The 18067-nt window shown below is 68.8% G+C and carries 15 protein-coding genes and 1 tRNA gene; 10 read left to right on the top strand and 6 right to left on the bottom strand.

The window, feature by feature from the left end; translation table 11 throughout:
• The first annotated feature begins 77 nt into the window (after positions 1-77).
• Positions 78-914, top strand: a complete 837-nt coding sequence (gene folP, locus L2D00_12050) for a dihydropteroate synthase (GenBank protein ID WBQ12574.1) — start codon at positions 78-80, stop codon at positions 912-914.
• Positions 911-1963 carry a tRNA 2-selenouridine(34) synthase MnmH gene (gene mnmH / locus L2D00_12045; protein ID WBQ12573.1) on the top strand — a complete coding sequence of 351 codons (1053 nt, stop codon included), beginning with the start codon at positions 911-913 and terminating at the stop codon, positions 1961-1963. Before folP ends, mnmH begins: the two co-directional genes overlap by 4 nt.
• Positions 1964-2556: 593 nt before the next feature.
• On the opposite strand, the gene gyrB is transcribed toward mnmH, so the two are convergent.
• Positions 2557-4959, bottom strand: a complete 2403-nt coding sequence (gene gyrB, locus L2D00_12040) for a DNA topoisomerase (ATP-hydrolyzing) subunit B (GenBank protein WBQ12572.1) — start codon at positions 4957-4959, stop codon at positions 2557-2559.
• Positions 4960-5026: 67 nt separating this feature from the next.
• Complete coding sequence (locus L2D00_12035) at positions 5027-5659, bottom strand: LysE family translocator (GenBank protein ID WBQ12571.1); 633 nt, start codon at positions 5657-5659, stop codon at positions 5027-5029.
• Between the two features lie 94 nt (positions 5660-5753).
• Between L2D00_12035 and L2D00_12030 the strand changes: the two genes are divergently transcribed.
• Together L2D00_12030 and L2D00_12025 are read left to right on the top strand one after the other, a co-directional pair.
• Complete coding sequence (locus L2D00_12030) at positions 5754-6074, top strand: YciI family protein (protein WBQ12570.1); 321 nt, start codon at positions 5754-5756, stop codon at positions 6072-6074.
• 10 nt (positions 6075-6084) lie between these two features.
• Positions 6085-6423 (top strand): Rieske (2Fe-2S) protein, encoded by a 339-nt coding sequence (locus L2D00_12025; protein WBQ12569.1) that lies wholly within the window; start codon positions 6085-6087, stop codon positions 6421-6423.
• Between the two features lie 83 nt (positions 6424-6506).
• Here L2D00_12025 and L2D00_12020 read toward each other — a convergent pair whose 3' ends face one another.
• A complete protein-coding gene (locus L2D00_12020) occupies positions 6507-6743 on the bottom strand; it encodes a DUF1150 domain-containing protein (GenBank protein WBQ12568.1) in 237 nt (78 codons plus the stop codon).
• A 157-nt stretch (positions 6744-6900) separates the two neighbouring features.
• Here L2D00_12020 and L2D00_12015 point away from each other — a divergent pair, with 157 nt between their 5' ends.
• Positions 6901-7602 (top strand): tellurite resistance TerB family protein, encoded by a 702-nt coding sequence (locus L2D00_12015; protein WBQ12567.1) that lies wholly within the window; start codon positions 6901-6903, stop codon positions 7600-7602.
• 66 nt (positions 7603-7668) lie between these two features.
• On the opposite strand, the gene L2D00_12010 is transcribed toward L2D00_12015, so the two are convergent.
• Positions 7669-7744 (bottom strand) — tRNA-Ala (locus L2D00_12010).
• 159 nt (positions 7745-7903) lie between these two features.
• Positions 7904-8407, bottom strand: coding sequence for an FYDLN acid domain-containing protein (locus L2D00_12005; GenBank protein WBQ12566.1), 504 nt, complete (start codon positions 8405-8407; stop codon positions 7904-7906).
• Between the two features lie 211 nt (positions 8408-8618).
• Between L2D00_12005 and aroA the strand changes: the two genes are divergently transcribed.
• Both aroA and L2D00_11995 read left to right on the top strand, forming a co-directional pair.
• Positions 8619-9860 (top strand): 3-phosphoshikimate 1-carboxyvinyltransferase, encoded by a 1242-nt coding sequence (gene aroA, locus L2D00_12000; GenBank protein ID WBQ12565.1) that lies wholly within the window; start codon positions 8619-8621, stop codon positions 9858-9860.
• Positions 9861-9958: 98 nt separating this feature from the next.
• Positions 9959-10369, top strand: a complete 411-nt coding sequence (locus L2D00_11995) for a response regulator (protein WBQ12564.1) — start codon at positions 9959-9961, stop codon at positions 10367-10369.
• Between the two features lie 19 nt (positions 10370-10388).
• Here L2D00_11995 and L2D00_11990 read toward each other — a convergent pair whose 3' ends face one another.
• Positions 10389-12935 (bottom strand): DUF4175 domain-containing protein, encoded by a 2547-nt coding sequence (locus L2D00_11990; protein WBQ12563.1) that lies wholly within the window; start codon positions 12933-12935, stop codon positions 10389-10391.
• Positions 12936-13113: 178 nt separating this feature from the next.
• On the opposite strand from L2D00_11990, the gene L2D00_11985 reads away from it, so the two are divergent.
• The 3 genes from L2D00_11985 to L2D00_11975 all read left to right on the top strand — a co-directional run bounded on the left by L2D00_11985 (position 13114) and on the right by L2D00_11975 (position 18038).
• Complete coding sequence (locus L2D00_11985; GenBank protein ID WBQ12562.1) at positions 13114-14826, top strand: methyl-accepting chemotaxis protein; 1713 nt, start codon at positions 13114-13116, stop codon at positions 14824-14826.
• Between the two features lie 83 nt (positions 14827-14909).
• Positions 14910-15353 carry an energy transducer TonB gene (locus tag L2D00_11980; protein WBQ12561.1) on the top strand — a complete coding sequence of 148 codons (444 nt, stop codon included), beginning with the start codon at positions 14910-14912 and terminating at the stop codon, positions 15351-15353.
• Between the two features lie 201 nt (positions 15354-15554).
• Complete coding sequence (locus tag L2D00_11975; GenBank protein ID WBQ12560.1) at positions 15555-18038, top strand: PAS-domain containing protein; 2484 nt, start codon at positions 15555-15557, stop codon at positions 18036-18038.
• Positions 18039-18067 lie beyond the last annotated feature (29 nt).

Below are 18067 nucleotides of genomic sequence, written 5' to 3'. Positions count from 1 at the left end.
CTTCACAAGGCCCGCGCCCCGCACGGCGCGGGCCTTTTTCATTGCCACATGGCCCTGACCGCGCTTCAAACACACGCATGTTCACCCCGTTCGCTCCCCTGTCGCGTGGCCGCCCATTGGTGATGGGCGTGGTCAATGTGACGCCGGACAGTTTTTCCGATGGCGGGCGCTTCGTGTCGCTGGGCACCGCGCGCGATCACGCCCTGACCCTGCTCGACCAGGGTGCCGACTGGCTGGATATCGGCGGCGAGAGCACGCGGCCGGGCGCCGATCCGGTCAGCGAGACCGAGGAGATGGACCGGGTCCTGCCCGTCATCGAGGCGATCCGCGCCGCCCGGCCCGAAACCCTGATCTCCATTGATACGCTCAAGCCCGGCGTTGCCGGTGCGGCCATCGGGGCGGGCGCGTCCTTGTGGAATGATGTCAGCGCGCTGCGCACGGACGGCGCGCCAGAGATGGCGGCAGGGCTGGGGTGCCCGGTCTGCCTGATGCATATGCGCGGCGAGCCGCGCACCATGCAGGATGCGCCGCGCTATGATGACGTGGTCACCGATGTGGCGCGGTTTCTGGGCCAGCGCGCCGGCGCGGCCATGGCGGCGGGCGTGGCGCGCGAGCACATTTTGCTCGATCCCGGCATCGGGTTCGGCAAGACGCTGGCGCATAATCTCGCCCTGCTGGGCGCGCTGGAGCACTTTGCCGGGCTCGGCTTCCCCATCCTTCTGGGCGCCTCGCGCAAGCGCTTCATCGCCGGGATCGACCCGTCCGCGGCCGAAGCGTCGGACCGGCTCGGCGGATCGCTGGCCGTGGCGCTGTATGCCGCGCGCGCCGGGGTGGCCATGGTGCGCGTCCATGATGTGCGCGAGACCGTCCAGGCGCTGGAGGTTCAGGCCGCGATCCTGGATGCGCGGCTGTGACCCGTGTCGCGCCGGAGACGCTCGGCGACTTCAGAGCGCTGGGCTGTGACGAGATCATCGATGTGCGCTCGCCGGGCGAGTATGCGCAGGACCACATGCCCGGCGCCCAGAGCCTGCCGGTGCTCGACGATGCCGAGCGGGCGCGGGTGGGCACGATCTATGTTCAGGAGGACCCGTTTCTGGCGCGCAAGATCGGCGCGGCGCTGGTGGCGCGCAACACGGCCCGTCATATCGAAACCATCCTGCACGACCGGCCCGGCGGCTGGCGTCCACTGGTCTATTGCTGGCGCGGCGGCCAGCGCTCGCGCGCCTTCGCCACGATATTGGCCGAGATCGGCTGGCGGGTCAGCGTGCTGGATGGCGGGTATCAGCGCTATCGCCGGGCCGTGCGCCAGCGCGTCTATGACGCCCCTTTCCCGGCCCGGGTGATCCTTCTGGACGGCGATACCGGCGCGGCCAAGACGGCGGTGTTGGCGCGGGTGCAGGCGCTGGGCGGGCAGGTGCTGGACCTGGAAGGCCTGGCGGGCCATCGCGGCTCGCTGTTCGGTGCCCTCACCGCGCCCCAGCCCAGCCAGAAGGCGTTTGAAAGCCAGCTGGCCGCACAGATCGACGCCCTGGACCCGGCCCGGCCGGTCCTGGTGGAGGCTGAATCCAGCAAGATCGGCGCGCGCATCCTGCCCCCGGCCCTGTGGACCGCCATGGCCGACGCGCCGCGCCTGGTCATCTCCGCCCCGTTGGAGGCCCGCGCCGCCTATCTCGCCGCCGCCTATGGCGATATCGCCGAGGACCCGCAGCGCCTCGCCGCCCTCATCGAACGCCTCCAGCCCTTCCACGCCCGGGCGCTGATTGAAGACTGGCGCACCCTCGCCGCCGGCGGCGCGCTGGAAGCCCTCGCCGCCAGCCTGATGGCCGAGCATTACGACCCCCGCTACGCCCGCCAGCGCGCCCGGTTCGAGCCCGCCGTGCGCGGGCGGTTCGAGGCGCACAGGCTGGATGGGGAGAGTCTGGATGCGCTGGCGCGGGCGGTGTGGGGGGCGATGGAGGGGTAGGGGACTTTCCCCTCCCCAGAAGTAAGGAGGGTGGCTGAGCGTAAGCGAAGCCGGGTGGGGGCGCCGCCCTCTGGCGGCCACTTAGAATCTTCCGAGGCGCTCCACCATCACCCCACCCCCCCGGCGCTGCGCGCCGGACCCTCCCCATCAAGGGGAGGGGAAGCCAGCGCGTCGCCAATTCTCCCCCTGACCTCACAGCCGCCGATTTTCGCAAGCGCTCCGGCGGGTCAAGGCCGCCCCGGATTTAATCCGGGGCACCGCTCAGCAGTGACCGGGCCAAGCCCGGTCAGCCTTGACGCGCCGGATGCGCCTTGCGGAAGACTCCGCATCGGGTTTGGGGCGTGTGTGGATCAAGCAAACCTACTTGTTTTCCCGGGCGGCGCAGCCGACCCGGGACCCATCCACCTACTCTCTCCACCATCGAGGCAGCTCAAAAGTGTCGGGATGGGTCCCGGATATTTGCTTCGCAAATTCCGGGAAAACAGGGAGTGCCGATATGAGTACGGGGGTGCAGTCTTTTCCTCCCCCCGCAAGCGCGGGAGGAAAAATGGGGCGCAACTCAACTCCTGGGGTTCAGGCGTGGAGAGCCCCCCTTACGCATCCACCTCCGCTTCAAGCGCAAACTCCTGGATGAAGTCGCGGCGGGGTTCGACCACGTCGCCCATGAGCTTGGAGAACAGCTCGTCGGCGGTGTCGGCTTCCTCGATGGTGACCTGGAGGAAGGAGCGCGCATCCGGGTCCAGCGTGGTTTCCCACAGCTGGGACGGGTTCATCTCGCCCAGACCCTTATAGCGCTGGATTTTCAGCCCCTTGGCACCCGAGGCCTGGACCGCGTGGACCAGCTGGGCGGGCGAATGGATGACGGTTTCATTGCCGCGCTGGCGGAACACGGCCGGGCCGTCATAGTCCTCGGCCACCGCCGCCGCCCGCTCGGCCAGGCGCCGTGCGTCGGGGCTGGCGAGCACGCGGTCATCCAGGGTCAGCGTCTCGGTGACGCCGCGCACTTCGCGTTCGAACACGATGGCACCTTCCGGCGCGCGCCGTCCGGTCCAGCCATCCTCGCCCTCATCGGCCATGGCCGCCAGGCGGCGGGCCGCCCGGTCGATGGCGTCGGGCTCGGCTTCGGTGGACAGGGCACCGGACAGGGCGGCGGCTTCCAGCGCGAAAATGGGCGCGCGCGCGGCCAGACGCTCCAGCGACAGGAGCACGCCGCGGGCGGCTTTCACCCGGGCGGCGAGATCGGCGCCGGTGATGCTTTCGCCGCTGGCGAAGGCGAGCACCGCGTCCTGCGCGCCCTCCTCGATCAGGAAGGCGTCCATTTCGGCCTGGTCGGTGAGATAGCGTTCCGACTTGCCCCGCGCGACCTTGTAGAGCGGCGGCTGGGCGATATAGAGATGGCCGCGCTCGATCAGCTCGGGCATCTGCCGGTAGAAAAACGTCAGCAGAAGCGTGCGGATATGCGCGCCGTCCACGTCGGCGTCGGTCATGATCACGACCTTGTGGTAGCGCAGCTTGTCGAGATCGAGCTGGTCGCGGCCAATCCCGGCGCCCAACGCGGTGATCAGCGTGCCGACCTGATCAGAGCCCAGCATCTTGTCAAAGCGGGCGCGCTCCACATTGAGGATTTTGCCGCGCAGGGGCAGCACGGCCTGGTTCTCGCGATTACGGCCCTGCTTGGCCGAACCGCCGGCCGAATCACCCTCGACGATGAACAGTTCGGACTTGGCCGGGTCTTTTTCCTGACAATCGGCGAGCTTGCCCGGCAGGGAGGAGATATCGAGCGCGCTCTTGCGCCGGGTCAGCTCGCGCGCCTTGCGCGCCGCTTCGCGGGCGGCGGCCGCCTCGACCACCTTGGCGACGATGGCCTTGGCCTCCCCCGGATGCTCTTCCAGCCATTCCGACAAGGTGTCGAACACCGCGCCCTCGACGGCCGGACGCACCTCACTGGAGACCAGCTTGTCCTTGGTCTGGCTGGAGAATTTCGGGTCGGGCACTTTCACCGAGAGGACGCAGGTCAGGCCCTCGCGCGCATCATCGCCGGTGATCGCCACCTTGGCCTTGGTCGCCGCGCCGGACGTGGCCGCATACTGGTTGATCACCCGGGTCAGCGCGCCGCGGAAACCGGCCAGGTGCGTGCCGCCATCGCGCTGGGGGATGGTGTTGGTGAAGCACAGCATGGTCTCGTGATAGCCGTCATTCCACTGCAGCGCGGCTTCCACGGTGACGCCGTCGCGCTCGCCCGCGATCAGCACGGGCTCGGGGAAGAGCGGCGTGCGGTTGCGGTCGAGATGCTTCACGAAGGCGGCGACGCCGCCATCATATTGCAGCACTTCCTCGACGGGCTCGGCCTCGCGCTCGTCGCGCAGCAGGATGCGCACGCCCGAGTTCAGAAAGGCCAGTTCGCGCAGGCGGTGATGCAGGCGCGCGCGGTCGAACACGATCTCGGAGAAGGTCGCCTCGCTGGGCAGGAAGCGCACAGACGTGCCCTTGCGGCCATTGGCGTCGCCAACGACCTGCAGATCCTGACCATTTTCCGGCTCGCCCAGCCGGAAGCGCATGAAGTGCTCCTTGCCGTCGCGCCAGATGGTCAGGTCCAGCCAGTCGGACAGGGCGTTGACCACAGAGACGCCCACGCCGTGCAGGCCGCCGGACACCTTGTAGGAATTCTGGTCGAACTTACCGCCCGCGTGCAGCTGGGTCATGATGACCTGCGCCGCCGACACACCCTCGCCGGTATGGATCTGGGTCGGCACGCCGCGCCCGTCATCGGTGACGCTGGCCGAGCCATCGGCATGGAGCGTCACGACGATCTGGCTGCAATGACCGGCCAGGGCCTCGTCGATGGCGTTGTCCACCACCTCATAGACCATGTGATGCAGGCCCGAGCCGTCATCGGTATCCCCGATATACATGCCGGGCCGCTTGCGCACCGCGTCAAGGCCCTTGAGGACCTTGATGGAGTCTGCGCCGTATTCCTGATTCGTGTTTTCTGACATGGTCTTCTTTTAAAGGCTTTTGCTACGCTTTGGTAACCGGTTTTGCGCGCGCACGCACGCGAGGGCTTCAGCCCGCCAGAAGCAGCACCGCCACACCCGCCAGGATCACCGCCGTGACGAGATCCGCCCAGCGCTTGACCCCGCGCGAGGCCATCCAGCCGCGCGCGCGTTCGGCCAGCCCCACATGCACCGCCGCCGTCAGGCCATACATGGCCAGCATGATCGCCACCATGGCCACATAGCTGACGGCGTCCACCCGGCTGAGGTCGAAAAACGCCGGCAGCAAAGACAGATAGAAGACGATGGGCTTCGGGTTCGTCATCGGCATGGCCACGCCCGCCACATACGTCGCGGCCAGCCCCGCCCCGGTGACGCGCGGCAGGGACGCCCCGGCGGGTTTGGGCTTGAGGAAGCCGCGCAAGGCCCCCCAGGCGAACCAGATGAGGATCGCTGCCCCGATCAGGCGCGCCGCCAGAAACAGGGCGGGCTGTCCCGACGCCAGTTCCGCGGCGGCAGCCAGCCCGAACACCGCCACGGTCAGCCAGATGATGTCGCCGGTGATGATGCCGGCGCCATAGACCCAGCCATGGACGGGCCCAGCATCCAGCGTGCGCGCCACCATGGCCAGATTGCCCGGCCCCGGTGTGAAGAACAGGATGAGGATGGCGCCGGCGAAGGCGGCGAGCGAGGCAAGCGTCATGGGCGCGAGTGCTAGCGCCGGCACCGCGCCCTGCCCAGCGTCTGCCGCAGCACGGGCTTGGCAGAGCGTAGCCGCGCGCGGTAACCAAGCGGATATGCGTTCCCGTACGGAGGGTCTGGCCATGCTGTTCGCCGTTACCTGCACAGATCGAGCTGGCGCGCTGAGCGTGCGCCTGGAGCACCGCGCGGCCCATCTCGCTTGGGCGGGCGCCGCGCATTCGCCGGTGAAAATGGGCGGGCCGCTGCTCGATGGAGAAGGCCAGCCCGCCGGCTCGCTGCTGATCGTGGAAGCCGAGGACGGCGAGCAGCTGCGCGCCATCCTCAAGGACGATCCCTACGCCCGGGCAGATCTGTTCGCCGACGTGGTGTGGATGCCGTTCAAATGGACGCTGAAAGCGCCCGAGGGCCTGGCGTGAGAGTATCGGCGTGAGCGTGACGCTGCCGGCCCCAGGCACGGTGCTCAAGGCGCTGGACGCCATCCCCGATCCCGGCGGCGCGCCCGCCGACTACGACGCTGTCCCGATCCTGATCGTGCGCTCAGGAGACACCGTGCGCGCCTTCGTGAATGTCTGCCCCCATCAGGGCCGCCCGCTCTGCCTGCCGTCGGGGCGAACTCTCGTGAGTGAGGGCCGCTTCATCGTCTGCCCGTTCCACGGTGCCAGCTTTGATCTGGAGACCGGCGCGTGCGTGGGCGGACCGGCGGGCAAGTCGGTGCTGACGCCCGCGCCCGTACGCGTCGAGAACGGTCAGGTCATCGCCGCATGAAGGCGCGGCTCAAGCCACAACGAAAAGCGCCCCGGCCTTGAACGACCGGGGCGCAGTTCAGTTGGCGGCAAAGCTCAGATTGATCAGTGCACGCTCACCGGCTCGGCCCCGTGCCAGCGCGCGGCGGCGAAGGCGGCGTCACGGTCGGAAAACACCGCCATGCGCTGACCGCTCGCATCGTGGATGGCATAGAGCGTGTCATCAGCCGCGATGCGGATATCGCTGGCGGCGGCCGCCTCCATGACCTCGGCACCGGCAATGGCGCGGACGTAAACCGTCGGCGCATCGTCGCGGGTCGCTTCATCGGTCGAAACATTCATGGCGCGCTCCTTCTCGAGGGCCTCTTCCAGTGGATAAAAAGGTGGGGCGCGCGAGGGGAGGCGTCAAGAGGCCGGACGGGTGTTGATCTTGGCCAGGGCCCTGCCCATATCCCGCGCGCCTTGTCTCACTCCCTCATGCCGCTTCATGGAGACCCCCTTGATCGACTTCAATCGCATCGTCGATGCGCTGCAAAACGACCCTGCCGCGCGCAACGCCACCCTGGCGGGCGGAGGCGGGTTCGCCGCTGGCCTGGCCACCTCGATGCTGATGGGCGGCTCGGGCCGCAAATTCCTTGGCAAGGCTGCCAAATACGGCGCTATCGCTGCCGTTGGCGGGCTGGCCTACCACGCCTGGCAGAACCACCAGCGCAACGCTGCTGCCCCGGCGCCGGCAGCCGCATCGGGTGCCGCAATCCTGGTACCAACGCCCGCAGCCGCCGACTACGAGGCCGCGCCTGCCGGAACCGCCTTCCTGCCCGCGCCGGACGATGCCGCCGCTCAGGAGGCGCTGGGCCAGGCGCTGGTGCGCGCCATGATCGCAGCGGCGAAGGCGGACGGAAAGATCGATCCGGCCGAGAAGACCCGCATTTTCGAACGCCTGTCGGCAATGGAACTGGATTCTAACGCCAAGGCCTTTGTCTTTGACGAGCTTAACGCTCCGCTGGATCTCAATGCCGTTGTCGCGGGTGCCGCCACGCCGGAGATGGCCGCTGAGATCTACGCCGCCTCGCTGGTGGCCATCGAATGCGAGACGCCCGCTGAAGCAGCCTATCTCAAGCTGCTGGCCGCGCGCCTGGGCCTGGAGTCTTCGCTGGTGGCTGAAATCCACACCGCCGCCGGAGCGCCCGCGCCCGCATAGACCGAGCCCCGGCAAAGCCCCAAAACCAAAAAACCCCCGCGCCGGCTGGCTGCGGGGGTTTTGAACTGGTGGAGCCAGGCGGAATCGAACCGCCGACCTCTTGAATGCCATTCAAGCGCTCTACCAACTGAGCTATGGCCCCGAATCGCCCGGAAGGGCGGGCGGGGAGGGACCCCCGCCAGATCGAGAGCGCGGACATTAGTCGCGCGCCGCACGCCGATCAAGCCTGCCCGGCACCGCCCTGTGCAGCGCCTTGTGCAGCACCCCCGGGCGGGCCGGATACGGCCATGAAGATCAGGCCCTAGAGATCGTCGTCATCATCGTCATCGCCGACGACCACATCGTCGAGATCATCATCGTCATCGTCCAGAAGGATGCCGGTGTCGTCATCATCCTCGTCGTCCAGGTCGGCCTCGCCCTCGGAGAAGCCGTCCAGATCCTCGTCCACCGGCGCGGCCTTGGTTTTCTTGGCCGGGGCAGCCACGTCATCGTCCTCGTCGTCCTCGCCCAGATCGATGGGCTCTTCGTCCAGCTCGGGCGCGTCGTCGTCTTCGGCCTCGTCTTCGTCCTCATCGGCCTCGACGGCGTCTTCGACGTCCTCGTCCTCGTCCTCAATGTCTTCCTTGGGCTCAGGCTTCGGGCGGGCGGCCTTTTTCGGGGGCGTCTTGGCGATCAGCTCCTCGAAATAGGACACCGGATATTCCTTGCCGGTGAAGGGCGATACGATCGGGTCCTTGCCCAGGTCGTAGAACTTCTTGCCTGTCTCAGGGCAGGTGCGCTTTACGCCGAGATCGGTTTTGGGCACTGGCATTGTCCTTCAGCGCTGGTTGGCGTCTTTAAATCGGCGCGCCAGTTGCCACGTTAAACGCGCGCTGTCAAAACCCGATTTGACCTTTTTCCGCACCCGGACCGCAAGCGACCCCATGACAGCCGCCTCCCCGCCTCCCACCGGACCGAGAACCGCCCGTCCCGCCAAGCGCTTGACCGGAGCGCTGGCAGCTGCGCCAGACAAATCGGTGTCGCATCGCGCACTGATGTTTTCCGCGCTGGCCGCCGGGACCAGCCGCATCACCAACCTTCTGGAAAGCGCCGATGTGATGGCCACGGCCGGTGCGGTCGCGGCGCTCGGCGCGGACGTGCGCCGGGACGGCCCTGGTGTCTGGACGGTCACCGGACACGGACGCTGGACCAGCCCGGCAGGGCCGCTGGACCTGGGCAATGCGGGCACGGGTGTGCGCCTGCTGATGGGTGCGGCAGCGCGCTTTGATCTGGAGGCGGTGTTTACCGGAGACGCCAGCCTGTCAGCGCGGCCCATGGCCCGCGTGCTGGACCCGCTGGCGGCGATGGGGGCGCGCAGCGAATCACACAGCGGTCGCCTGCCCGCGCGCCTGTTCGGCTCCAGCCAGCTGAAACCCATCGATTACGCCCCGCCCGTGGCGTCGGCCCAGGTCAAGAGCGCCATCCTGCTGGCCGGGCTGGGCGCCCAGGGAGAAACCATTGTGCGCGAGGCCCACGCCACGCGCGGCCATACCGAGACCATGGGTCTTCTGTACGGGGCCGACATGGACGCGGCACCCGACGGGGCCGGCCTGATTGTGCGGGTGCGTGGCGGGCGGGTGCTGACGCCTCATGATCTTGCGGTGCCGGGCGATCCGTCCTCGGCCGCTTTCGCCATTGCGGCGGCGCTGGTGACTGAAGGCAGCGCGGTGACGCTGACCGGCGTCATGGACAATCCGGCGCGTTCGGGCCTCTACGCCGTGCTGCAGGAGATGGGCGCGGACCTGACCATCACACCGGCCGGCACCTGCGCCGGGGAGCATCTGGTGGATATGTCGGCGCGCTCAGGCATGCTGACGGGCCTCGAGATCGACGAAAGCCGCGCGCCGTCCATGATCGACGAATATCCCATCCTGGCTGTGATCGCCGCCTTCGCCGAAGGGGTGACCGTGATGAAAGGGCTGGCCGAGCTGCGCGCCAAGGAAAGCGACCGGCTGGCCGCATCCGCCGCCATGCTTGCTGCCAATGGCGTGAAAATCGAGCTGGGCGGGGATTATCTGGTGGTGCATGGCTGCGGCGCGGGCGGCGTTCCGGGCGGGGGGCGTGTGGAGACCCGCCACGACCATCGCCTCGCCATGAGTGGGCTTATTATGGGTCTCGGCGCACGCGAGGCGGTCACGGTGGATGATGTGGCCATGATCGCCACCAGCTATCCTGGCTTCTTTGACGACATGGCCCAGCTGGGTGCGGACCTGGCCTGACCGGAGCAGCGGACCGGGGCCAAGCAGAATTACGCCTTTGCCTCCGGCGCTTGAGGTCCTAGCATCGCGTCACGAAGACAGAGCTTGATGGGCATGCCATGATCAAGGATGCAGCCGGAGCCCGCGTGCTCCTGGTCGAAGATGACGAGCAGGACGCCTTCCTGTTCTCAAAGATGCTGCGCGAGGAAGCCGGCGCAGCGCGAATCGACCGGGCGCTGGAAGGGGCCGGGGCGCTCGCCCAGCTCCAGGCCGGCCCGGCACCCGACTGTATCGTGCTGGATCTCAATCTGACCGGCGAAGACGGGCTCTGGCTGCTGGACCGCCTGCTGGATGACGACGCGCTGGCGCGCATCCCGGTGATTGTGTTTTCAGGCGATGTGGCGCGCCTGCAGCGTGCCTCTTCCAGCTTTCCCAACGTGGTCTCATCGGTGCGCAAGCCTGAAACCATGGAGCAATACCGCGCGGCGCTGGCCATTGTCGGCGCGATCCTGAAGGCCGCGGTGCGCTGAAGGCTTGCAGCTTGCCCGCCTACCGGCGGAAGCGCTCCAGCAGGCGGTCGATATAGTCGAGCTCTTCCTGGGGGCGTCCGCGTTCGGCGGCGCGGCGGCGCAATTCTTCCAGAATGTCACGGGCGCGCTGGCGCTCGGCTTCACTGGGGACAGTGGTTTCGCCCTCGGTGCCGCCGGCCGCACCTCGGCCCAGCGGATCGCTGCCTTCGGCATCGCCCTCCGCTTCGCGCTCCAGCGCCTCGGCGGCTTCGCGCGAGGCGTCACGCAGGGCGCGCAGGGCATCGTCCTGCTGGCGCAGGGCACCTTCGCTGTCGCCCTCGCGCAGGGCGCGCGCAGCCGCATCCATCGCGCGCCGGGCTTCATCCAGGGCCGCGCGTGCTGCGTCGCCTGCCGCAGCGCCGTCCAGAGCGTCCTGCGCCGCATCCAGACCCTCTTCCAGCGCCCGCTGACGTTCGGCAAGGTCGCCGAAGCCCGGGCCACCGCCTTGCGCATCCTCCCGGTCCTCATCGCCTGCGCCTGCACCGTCTTGCGCCTCGCCCGCCTCTTCCTCGCCGGGCGTCGCCTCGGTGCCCGGCGGACGCGGCGCTCCGCCGCCGCCCGACTGGCGGTCGCGATTGAACGTGTCTTCGGTCAGGGCGCGCTGCTCACCAATGGCTTCGGAGAGCTCTTCGAGGGCTTCGCGCAAGGCCCGCGCCATGGCGCTGTCCTGGCCCTCGCCGCGCCCGCCCTGGGACAGGGTAATCTGCATGTTGCGCAGCATCTCGGTCAGCTGGGCCAGCGCCCGGCGCGAGCCGGTCTCATCGCCCAGTTCGGCGGCCTCACGAATCGCGTCCATCAGCGCCTGCAGGCTGTCGGAATCCATGCCGCTCATGCCGCCACCCGCCCCGCCCTCTGCGAAGCGGCCGGCCTCGGCGGCTTCGCGGGCCAGTGCCTGCATGTAAACCTGCACCGCGCGCTCGAACGCATCGAACAGGGCGGCCAGCTCGATGGGGTCGGCGCCACGCGCCAGCGCATCCATCAGTGCCTGCTCAGCAGCCCGCAGGGCCTCTTCCGCGTCGGCCAGACTGCCCAGCTCCGCGCGCAGGGCGATCTGCCACAAATCCTCCTCCAGATGACCCAGCGCCTCACGCTCTCGCGCCCGGCGCACCTGCTGCAGGGCAGTGCGCAGGCCCATCCAGACCACCGGGTCATCAAAATAGCGATGGGGCGCGTCGCTGACCGCATCCAGCGCCAGCGCCAGACGCTGCACGCCCGGCGGGGCGCGCTCGATCCGGCGTTCGGGTTCATCGTCCAGAAACGCTCCGGCCAGCGTGATCACCGAGGCGAGATCGGGCATGGGCGCATAGTCCGCCTCGTCGGTCAGAAAACGCCGGCGCTCGGATGCCACGGCGCGCGCCAGCGGGTCCAGAAACACGCGCTGGGGCAGGGTCAGGGCGATGTCGCCAGAGGAGCCACGCTGGCCCAGCGCATCCACGGCGATGAGCCGCGCCTGCGCCCGCTCGCCCGCCAGCCGGTGGCGCGACAGGTCCAGGCGCACGGTCTGCAACCCGCCCTCGCCTGCTGTGGTGACCGACCCGGCGGGAATCTCAATCTCTTCGGCCGCGCCCCCGGCTTCCGCCGCGAAGGCGAACACCAGCGCCTCCACCCCGTAGTCATCCTCGGCGTAGAGCTCCAGCACCAGGCGCCCTTGAGCATCGCCGGACGGCTCGGCCGCCAGGCGCACTTGCGGTGGCCGGTCTTCAACCAGCTCCAGAGTCACCCGCTCGCGCCAGCCGCCGGCGCGGATCAGGATCTCGCCATCACCCTCGGGGGTAATGCGCAGGAGGCGCACATCGCCGGGCAGGGTCTCGATCTCGGACGGCGCCCCATGGACTGAGGGGGTCCGCCCGGTTCCGGCCAGCCGGACCGCCAGCACCGACCCGGCAGGCGCGCGCGCCTCGCGCCGGTCGCGCAGGTAGATCACGGGCCGGCCGGTATAGGCCGGCGGCTCGATCCACATCTCGACACTGGTCCCGGCGACAGACCCGCCTGCCATCAGGCGCGGCGCGAAGGCATCGCCCAGGCGCGGCACCGTAAGATCGCCCGCCAGGAAAGCGGCGCAGCCGATCACGATCAGGGCGAAGACGCGCAGGCCCAGCGGGTCTATGGCCGCCCAGGCAGCTTTGGGGCGGCGGGCGCGGGCCCCTGTCAGCCGGGCAGCCATCCGCGCGCGGTGCGCCGCCCACCAATCGTGCGAGCCCGAGGCCGGCGCGTCGCGCATGGCCTCGAAGGGCCGGCCATCCAGACCGGAATCATCTTCAACCCGCCGCTCGGCCTCGCTGAGCGATGGCAATCGCCAGCCTGCACGCGCCCGCAAAACACCCCAGGCCCCCGCCACGACAAGCGTCAGCAAGGTCAGCAGGCGCCACGGATCGCCAAAGCGTTCAAACACGCCGAACAGCGCCAGGACCAGATACACGGCCAGCGCCGCCAGAACAGGTGCCAGCACCGGCGCCGCGCGCTCCCACAGGAGCGCGGCGCGGGCACGGACAATCTGGGCCGCCAGGCGGCGCTCGGCACGGGTCATGAAGGGTAAGGTAATGGCTCGGCGCGCCGTTGGCACATGACAATCTCAGCCGGTGTGGCTGACCGGCCAAACTCAGCGGCGGCCCGGCCTTGCGACGCCCCTGCCCGCACGCTTGCAACATCGTTTTTTAACCTGACCCCGGCGTTATCGCCAGAGTAACCATGATCGGGAGTCAGCCATGCTGGATCGCATCAGCCCTCGTTCCTTGCGGATGAACATCATCATGCTGGCCGCGGCCAGCGTGATCGCGGCGGTGGCGGCCGTGAGCGTGGCCGCATTCCTGGTCATATCCTCCGCCTTCGACAGCCAGGTGCGCGCAGACATCGAGGCGCGCATCAGCGGCCTGGCGCGCAACACCGCCGAAGAGATCCCCGGCACCAGCCTGCGCAGCGATGGCCACCGCCTGACCGGCTTCACCCTGCCCGGCCTGCCTGAACTGGACGGGCACGCGATTGTTGACCGCTCATCCTCGTTTGGCGGCGGCGTGGCGACCTTGTTTTCCTATGAGGCAGACAGCGGTGCCTTCGTGCGCCAATCCACTACCGTCATGCGCGAGGATGGCGCGCGCGCCGTGGGCACATCGCTGGCCCCGGACCACCCGGCCCAGCCCTTCCTGCGCCGCGGTGAAGCCTTCTACGGGGTTGCGACCCTGTTCGGGCGGACCTTCATGACGGGGTATTTCCCGACCACCGACGCATCGGGGCGGGTCACGGGCATTCTGTTCGTGGGCGAGCCGATCGAGCGCATCGAGGCGGCCAAACAGTCCCTGATGCTCAACATGCTCGGGGCCGCCGCGCTGGTCCTGATTGTACTGCTGGGGGCCCTGTTTGTGCTGGTCGGGCGCCTGCTCAATCCGCTGGATGCGGTCACCGGCCGGCTGGGCGAGGTCGCGGCAGGCGATCTGCAAACGCACGTGCCGCACACCGCCCGGGCTGATGAGATCGGCCAGCTGGCCCAGACGGTCCAGGCGCTGTGCAGCAAGCTGCTGGCAGCCCGAGAGCTGGAGGAAAGCAATCGCCAGACGGATGAAGCCGCCCGCGCACGGGCCCATCAGACCGAATCGGCGGCCCGCACCTTCAGCGAGTCTGCCGATTCGGCGCTGAGCAATGTCAGCCATACGGCCAACGCGATGCTGTCCGGCTCGGCCGAACTGCGCGGAGCGGCCAGCGACACCGCACAGCGCACCGCCTCGGCAGCGCAGGCGGTGGACGCGACGGCCAAGGAGGTTCAGTCCGTGGCCAGCGCCGCCCAGGAGCTCGCAGCCTCCATCGAGGAAATCGGGCGGCAGGTCGGAACCGCCTCCTCGATCGCCTCGCGCGCCGTGGGCGAGGCGTCCATGTCGAACGAGCGGCTGGCCGAACTGGCGGACGCCTCGCGGCGGATTGGCGAGGTGGTCGTTCTGATCCAGGCGATTGCCGAGCAGACCAATCTGCTCGCCCTTAACGCCACGATTGAAGCGGCCCGGGCCGGTGAGGCGGGCAAAGGATTCGCCGTCGTCGCCACCGAGGTCAAACAGCTCGCCAGCCAGACGGCCAAGGCGACCGAGGAGATCAGCGCCCAGATCGGCCTGATGCAGGAAACCGCCACCCGCTCGTTGGAGGCGATAGGCGGCATTGCCCGCACCATCGAGGAAATGGATCAGATCGCCACGGCTGTGGCTGCGGCGGTGGAGCAGCAAGGCGCGGCGACCGGCGAAATCGCCACGGCGGTTGACCGGGTTGCCCAGAAGGCGCTGGAAGTGCGCAGCGATGTCGGCGAGGTTGACCGTCTGGCGTCGCGCACCGCCGATGTTTCCCAGCTCATCGACGACGCCGCCCGCAAGGTGGACGCCGAGATCGGCTCGCTCACACGGGACGTGGAGACATTCGTCAGTGTGGTGCGCGTGGCCTGACACACCCGGTAATGGCCGCGCCGGGCGCTCTGTGGGTGCCGGACCGGCTTGATGGCACGCCTTGTGACCGTCACTGTCGGCCAATGACCACACTGCGCTCCCTTCTTGTCACCTGCGGTGTGCTGGCACTGGCCGGTTGCGGCGGTGCCAGCCCCCTGTCCGATCCGCGCGATCAACCGTTTCGGGTTCTGTCCGACATGCCGACACCCCCCAATGTGGAGCGGGCAGCCGACGCATCAGGCTGTTCGGGGGCGCAGCTCAGCGCCGTGGAGGCACGCCTGCCCGACTATCCCGCCCGCGGCTGGTCCCGCGGCCTGCAGGGCTGGACTGTGGTCCAGTTCGACGTGACCGAGACGGGCGCGACGGACCAGGTGCACGTGGCGCGCGGCGTGCCGGGCGGCAGCTTCAATACCGAAGCCGAGCGGGCCGTGCGCGGCTGGCGCTTCGCCCCGCTGGAGCCGGGCTCGCGGCTGACCGGATGCGTAGTGCTGTTTGAGTTTACGCAAGGTCTGGTGCGGGTGAGGTAAGGGGGATGTCTCCCTGTGCTCAGCCCCGTCCGTTGCATCGCGGTCCTCGCTAAAGCTGCGGGCGCGCCGTCGCGCTTGCGAACCCTGACGGGTTCGAAGCGTGGTGTGTCGCATCGCGATTCGCCTTCCGGTAAGATGTGATTCGAAAAGCCTCGTCCGCGATGGGCGCAGGGCTGGCCAGATATCGGGGCGCAAGACCGCATGACGGATGACGGGCCGATCCAGCTCGCCACACTGATCGTCACCGGAGGCGCGGTGGCGTTCGCCCTGTCCGCAGGCGTGTGGGCCTATCGCATGACCGCAGGCGCACGGGCCGCACGGGCCGAGTGGCGTGCCCGCATGGCGCAGCTGGAAGACCGGCTGGAGCGCGCCGGTGGCGTGCTGGGCGCCCATCCCGGCCTCATCCTCGTGTGGGAAACCCCGCCCGATCCGGATTCCAAGGACTGGGGCCGGCCGGGCATTTTCGGCTCGCCCGCCGCACTGGCCGCCATGGTGCAGTTCGCCGATCTGGGTCAGGGTGCTGCGGCCAGCGGGGATGCGGGGCGCGAAATTCTCGATGGTATTGCCGATTTTGAGGCGCGCAGCGCGCGCGGCGAGGCGACGACGTTATGCCAGCGCCTGCGCCGCCTGATGGACACCGGCCAGACCTTTTCGCTGACCATTGCCGGGCCGTCGGGACGCACGCTGGAAGTGGACGGGCGCGCGGCAGGCCGCCAGCTGGCGGTGTGGCTGACCGATGCGTCCATCCGCGAAATGGAGGAGACCGGCGCAAAGGGGCGGGTGGAAGAAACCCGCAAGCTCTCAGACGCCGACCCCGCCGCCAGTCACGACATGGCGGCGCGCAATCCGGCCCCGGCCTGGCGCATGAATGCTGCCGGACGCCTGATCTGGGTCAATGAGGCCTATGCCCGCGCTGTCGAGGCGCAAAGCCCTGCCGACGCTGTGGACGAGCAGGTGCTGCTGGAGCCGACGCTGGCCGAGCAGACGCTGGACGCCCTGCGCGCCGGGTCCCCGCGCCTCAGCGTGCGCGGGGCCGTGGCCGGCGGTCAGCGGCGCATCATGGCCTTCCATGTCTATCCGGTGAGCGGCGGCGCGGCCGGTTTCGCCGTGGACGTCACCGAGGCCGAGGAGGCGCGCGCAGCCCTCAAGCGCTTCCGTCAGGCGCACGACCAGACCCTCAACCACATGGCCGAGGCCGTGGCCATTTTCGACCGGGCCAAGCGGCTGGTCTTCTATAATCAGGCCTTCGTACGCCTGTTTGCGCTGGAAGAGGCGATGCTCAACGAGCGCCCCGCCCATTCGGCCCTGCTGGACCGGTTGCGGGAAAAGCGCCGCCTGCCCGAGCAGGAGGATTACGGGCGCTGGAAGGCGGCCGAGCTGGCCCTCTACGAATCCACGCCCGACACCGACATGCCCGACGAGCTGTGGGCCCTGCCCGACGGGCGCATGCTGCGTGTGGCGCGCCAGCGTCACCTGATGGGCGGCTTGCTGGTCATCTTCGAGGATATGACCGACCAGCTGGCGCTGCAGGCGCGCTATAACACGCTGATCAAGGTCCAGCGCGCCACCCTCGACAAGCTGCACGAGGCGGTGGCGGTGTTCGGCTCGGACGGACGGCTGAAACTGCGCAACGCGGCGTTCGAGACCCTGTGGTCGCTGGATCCGGACAGTCTGGACGATGCGCCCTTCGATGCGGTGGCCGAGACTTGCATGGGCCTGTATCCCAATGCCGACGCCTGGCGGGCGCTCAAGGCCCGCATCACCGACCCCAGCCCCGACGCGCGCACGCCCGTCTCCGGCGAGATCCGGCGCACCGACCAGTCCACCCTGACCTGGCTGACCCGCCCCTTGCCCGATGGTGCCACGCTGATCGCCTGGGACGACATCACCGACAGCCGCCGGGTGGAAGCCGCCTTGCGCGACCGGGCCGAGGCCTTGCAGGAATCAGAAAAGATCAAGACCGGGTTTGTCGAGCATGTGAGCTATCAGCTGCGCACGCCGCTGACCACCATTCACGGCTATGCAGATTTGCTGGCAGGCGGCTTCGCCGGTCCCCTGTCCGAGCGCCAGGCCGAGCACATGTCGGCGATCCAGCAGGCTTCGGGCCAGCTGGGCAAGCTGATCGACGACATTCTGGACATCGCCGCCATCGATGCGGGCCAGCTGGAGCTGGAGCTGGACGATGTGCATCTGGCCGAGCTGATCGCGGAAACCGCCGAGCTGATCGTGACCCGGTCCGAGCATGCAGGTGTGCGCATCTCTCAGGCCGCGCCGGATGACCTTCCCGTGGCGCGCGCCGACGCCAAGCGGCTCAAGCAGGTGCTGTACAATCTTCTGACCAATGCCCTCGATCATATCGAGCCGGGCGGACAGGTGGAGATCGGTGCGGGGGTCGAGGATGGCGAGATCGCGCTCTGGGTCTCCGACGATGGCGCAGGCATCGCCGCCGAGCGTCAGGCCCATGTGTTCGAGCGTTTTGAACGCGGCGAGGGCGGCGGGGCTGGGCTGGGTCTGGCGCTGGTCAATGACATCGTCCGCCTGCATGGCGGCTGGGTGGCGCTGGAAAGCGCCCCGGGCGAGGGCACCCGGGTGACCTGCCACCTGCCGCTCATCGCCGAGGCCGGGGCAGCGGTCCCCGAACTCGGCCTGGCACCCCGCACGGGCGAGCAGCCCGGCCCGGCGTGATCCACCCCGTCATCCCGTAAACCCGATTG

This window comes from Hyphomonadaceae bacterium BL14, from assembly GCA_027627705.1.
In the GTDB taxonomy this organism is placed as follows: domain Bacteria; phylum Pseudomonadota; class Alphaproteobacteria; order Caulobacterales; family Maricaulaceae; genus Oceanicaulis.
The sequence above is the reverse complement of the archived record's forward strand: the minus strand, read 5'-3'. Positions and strand labels throughout refer to the sequence as shown.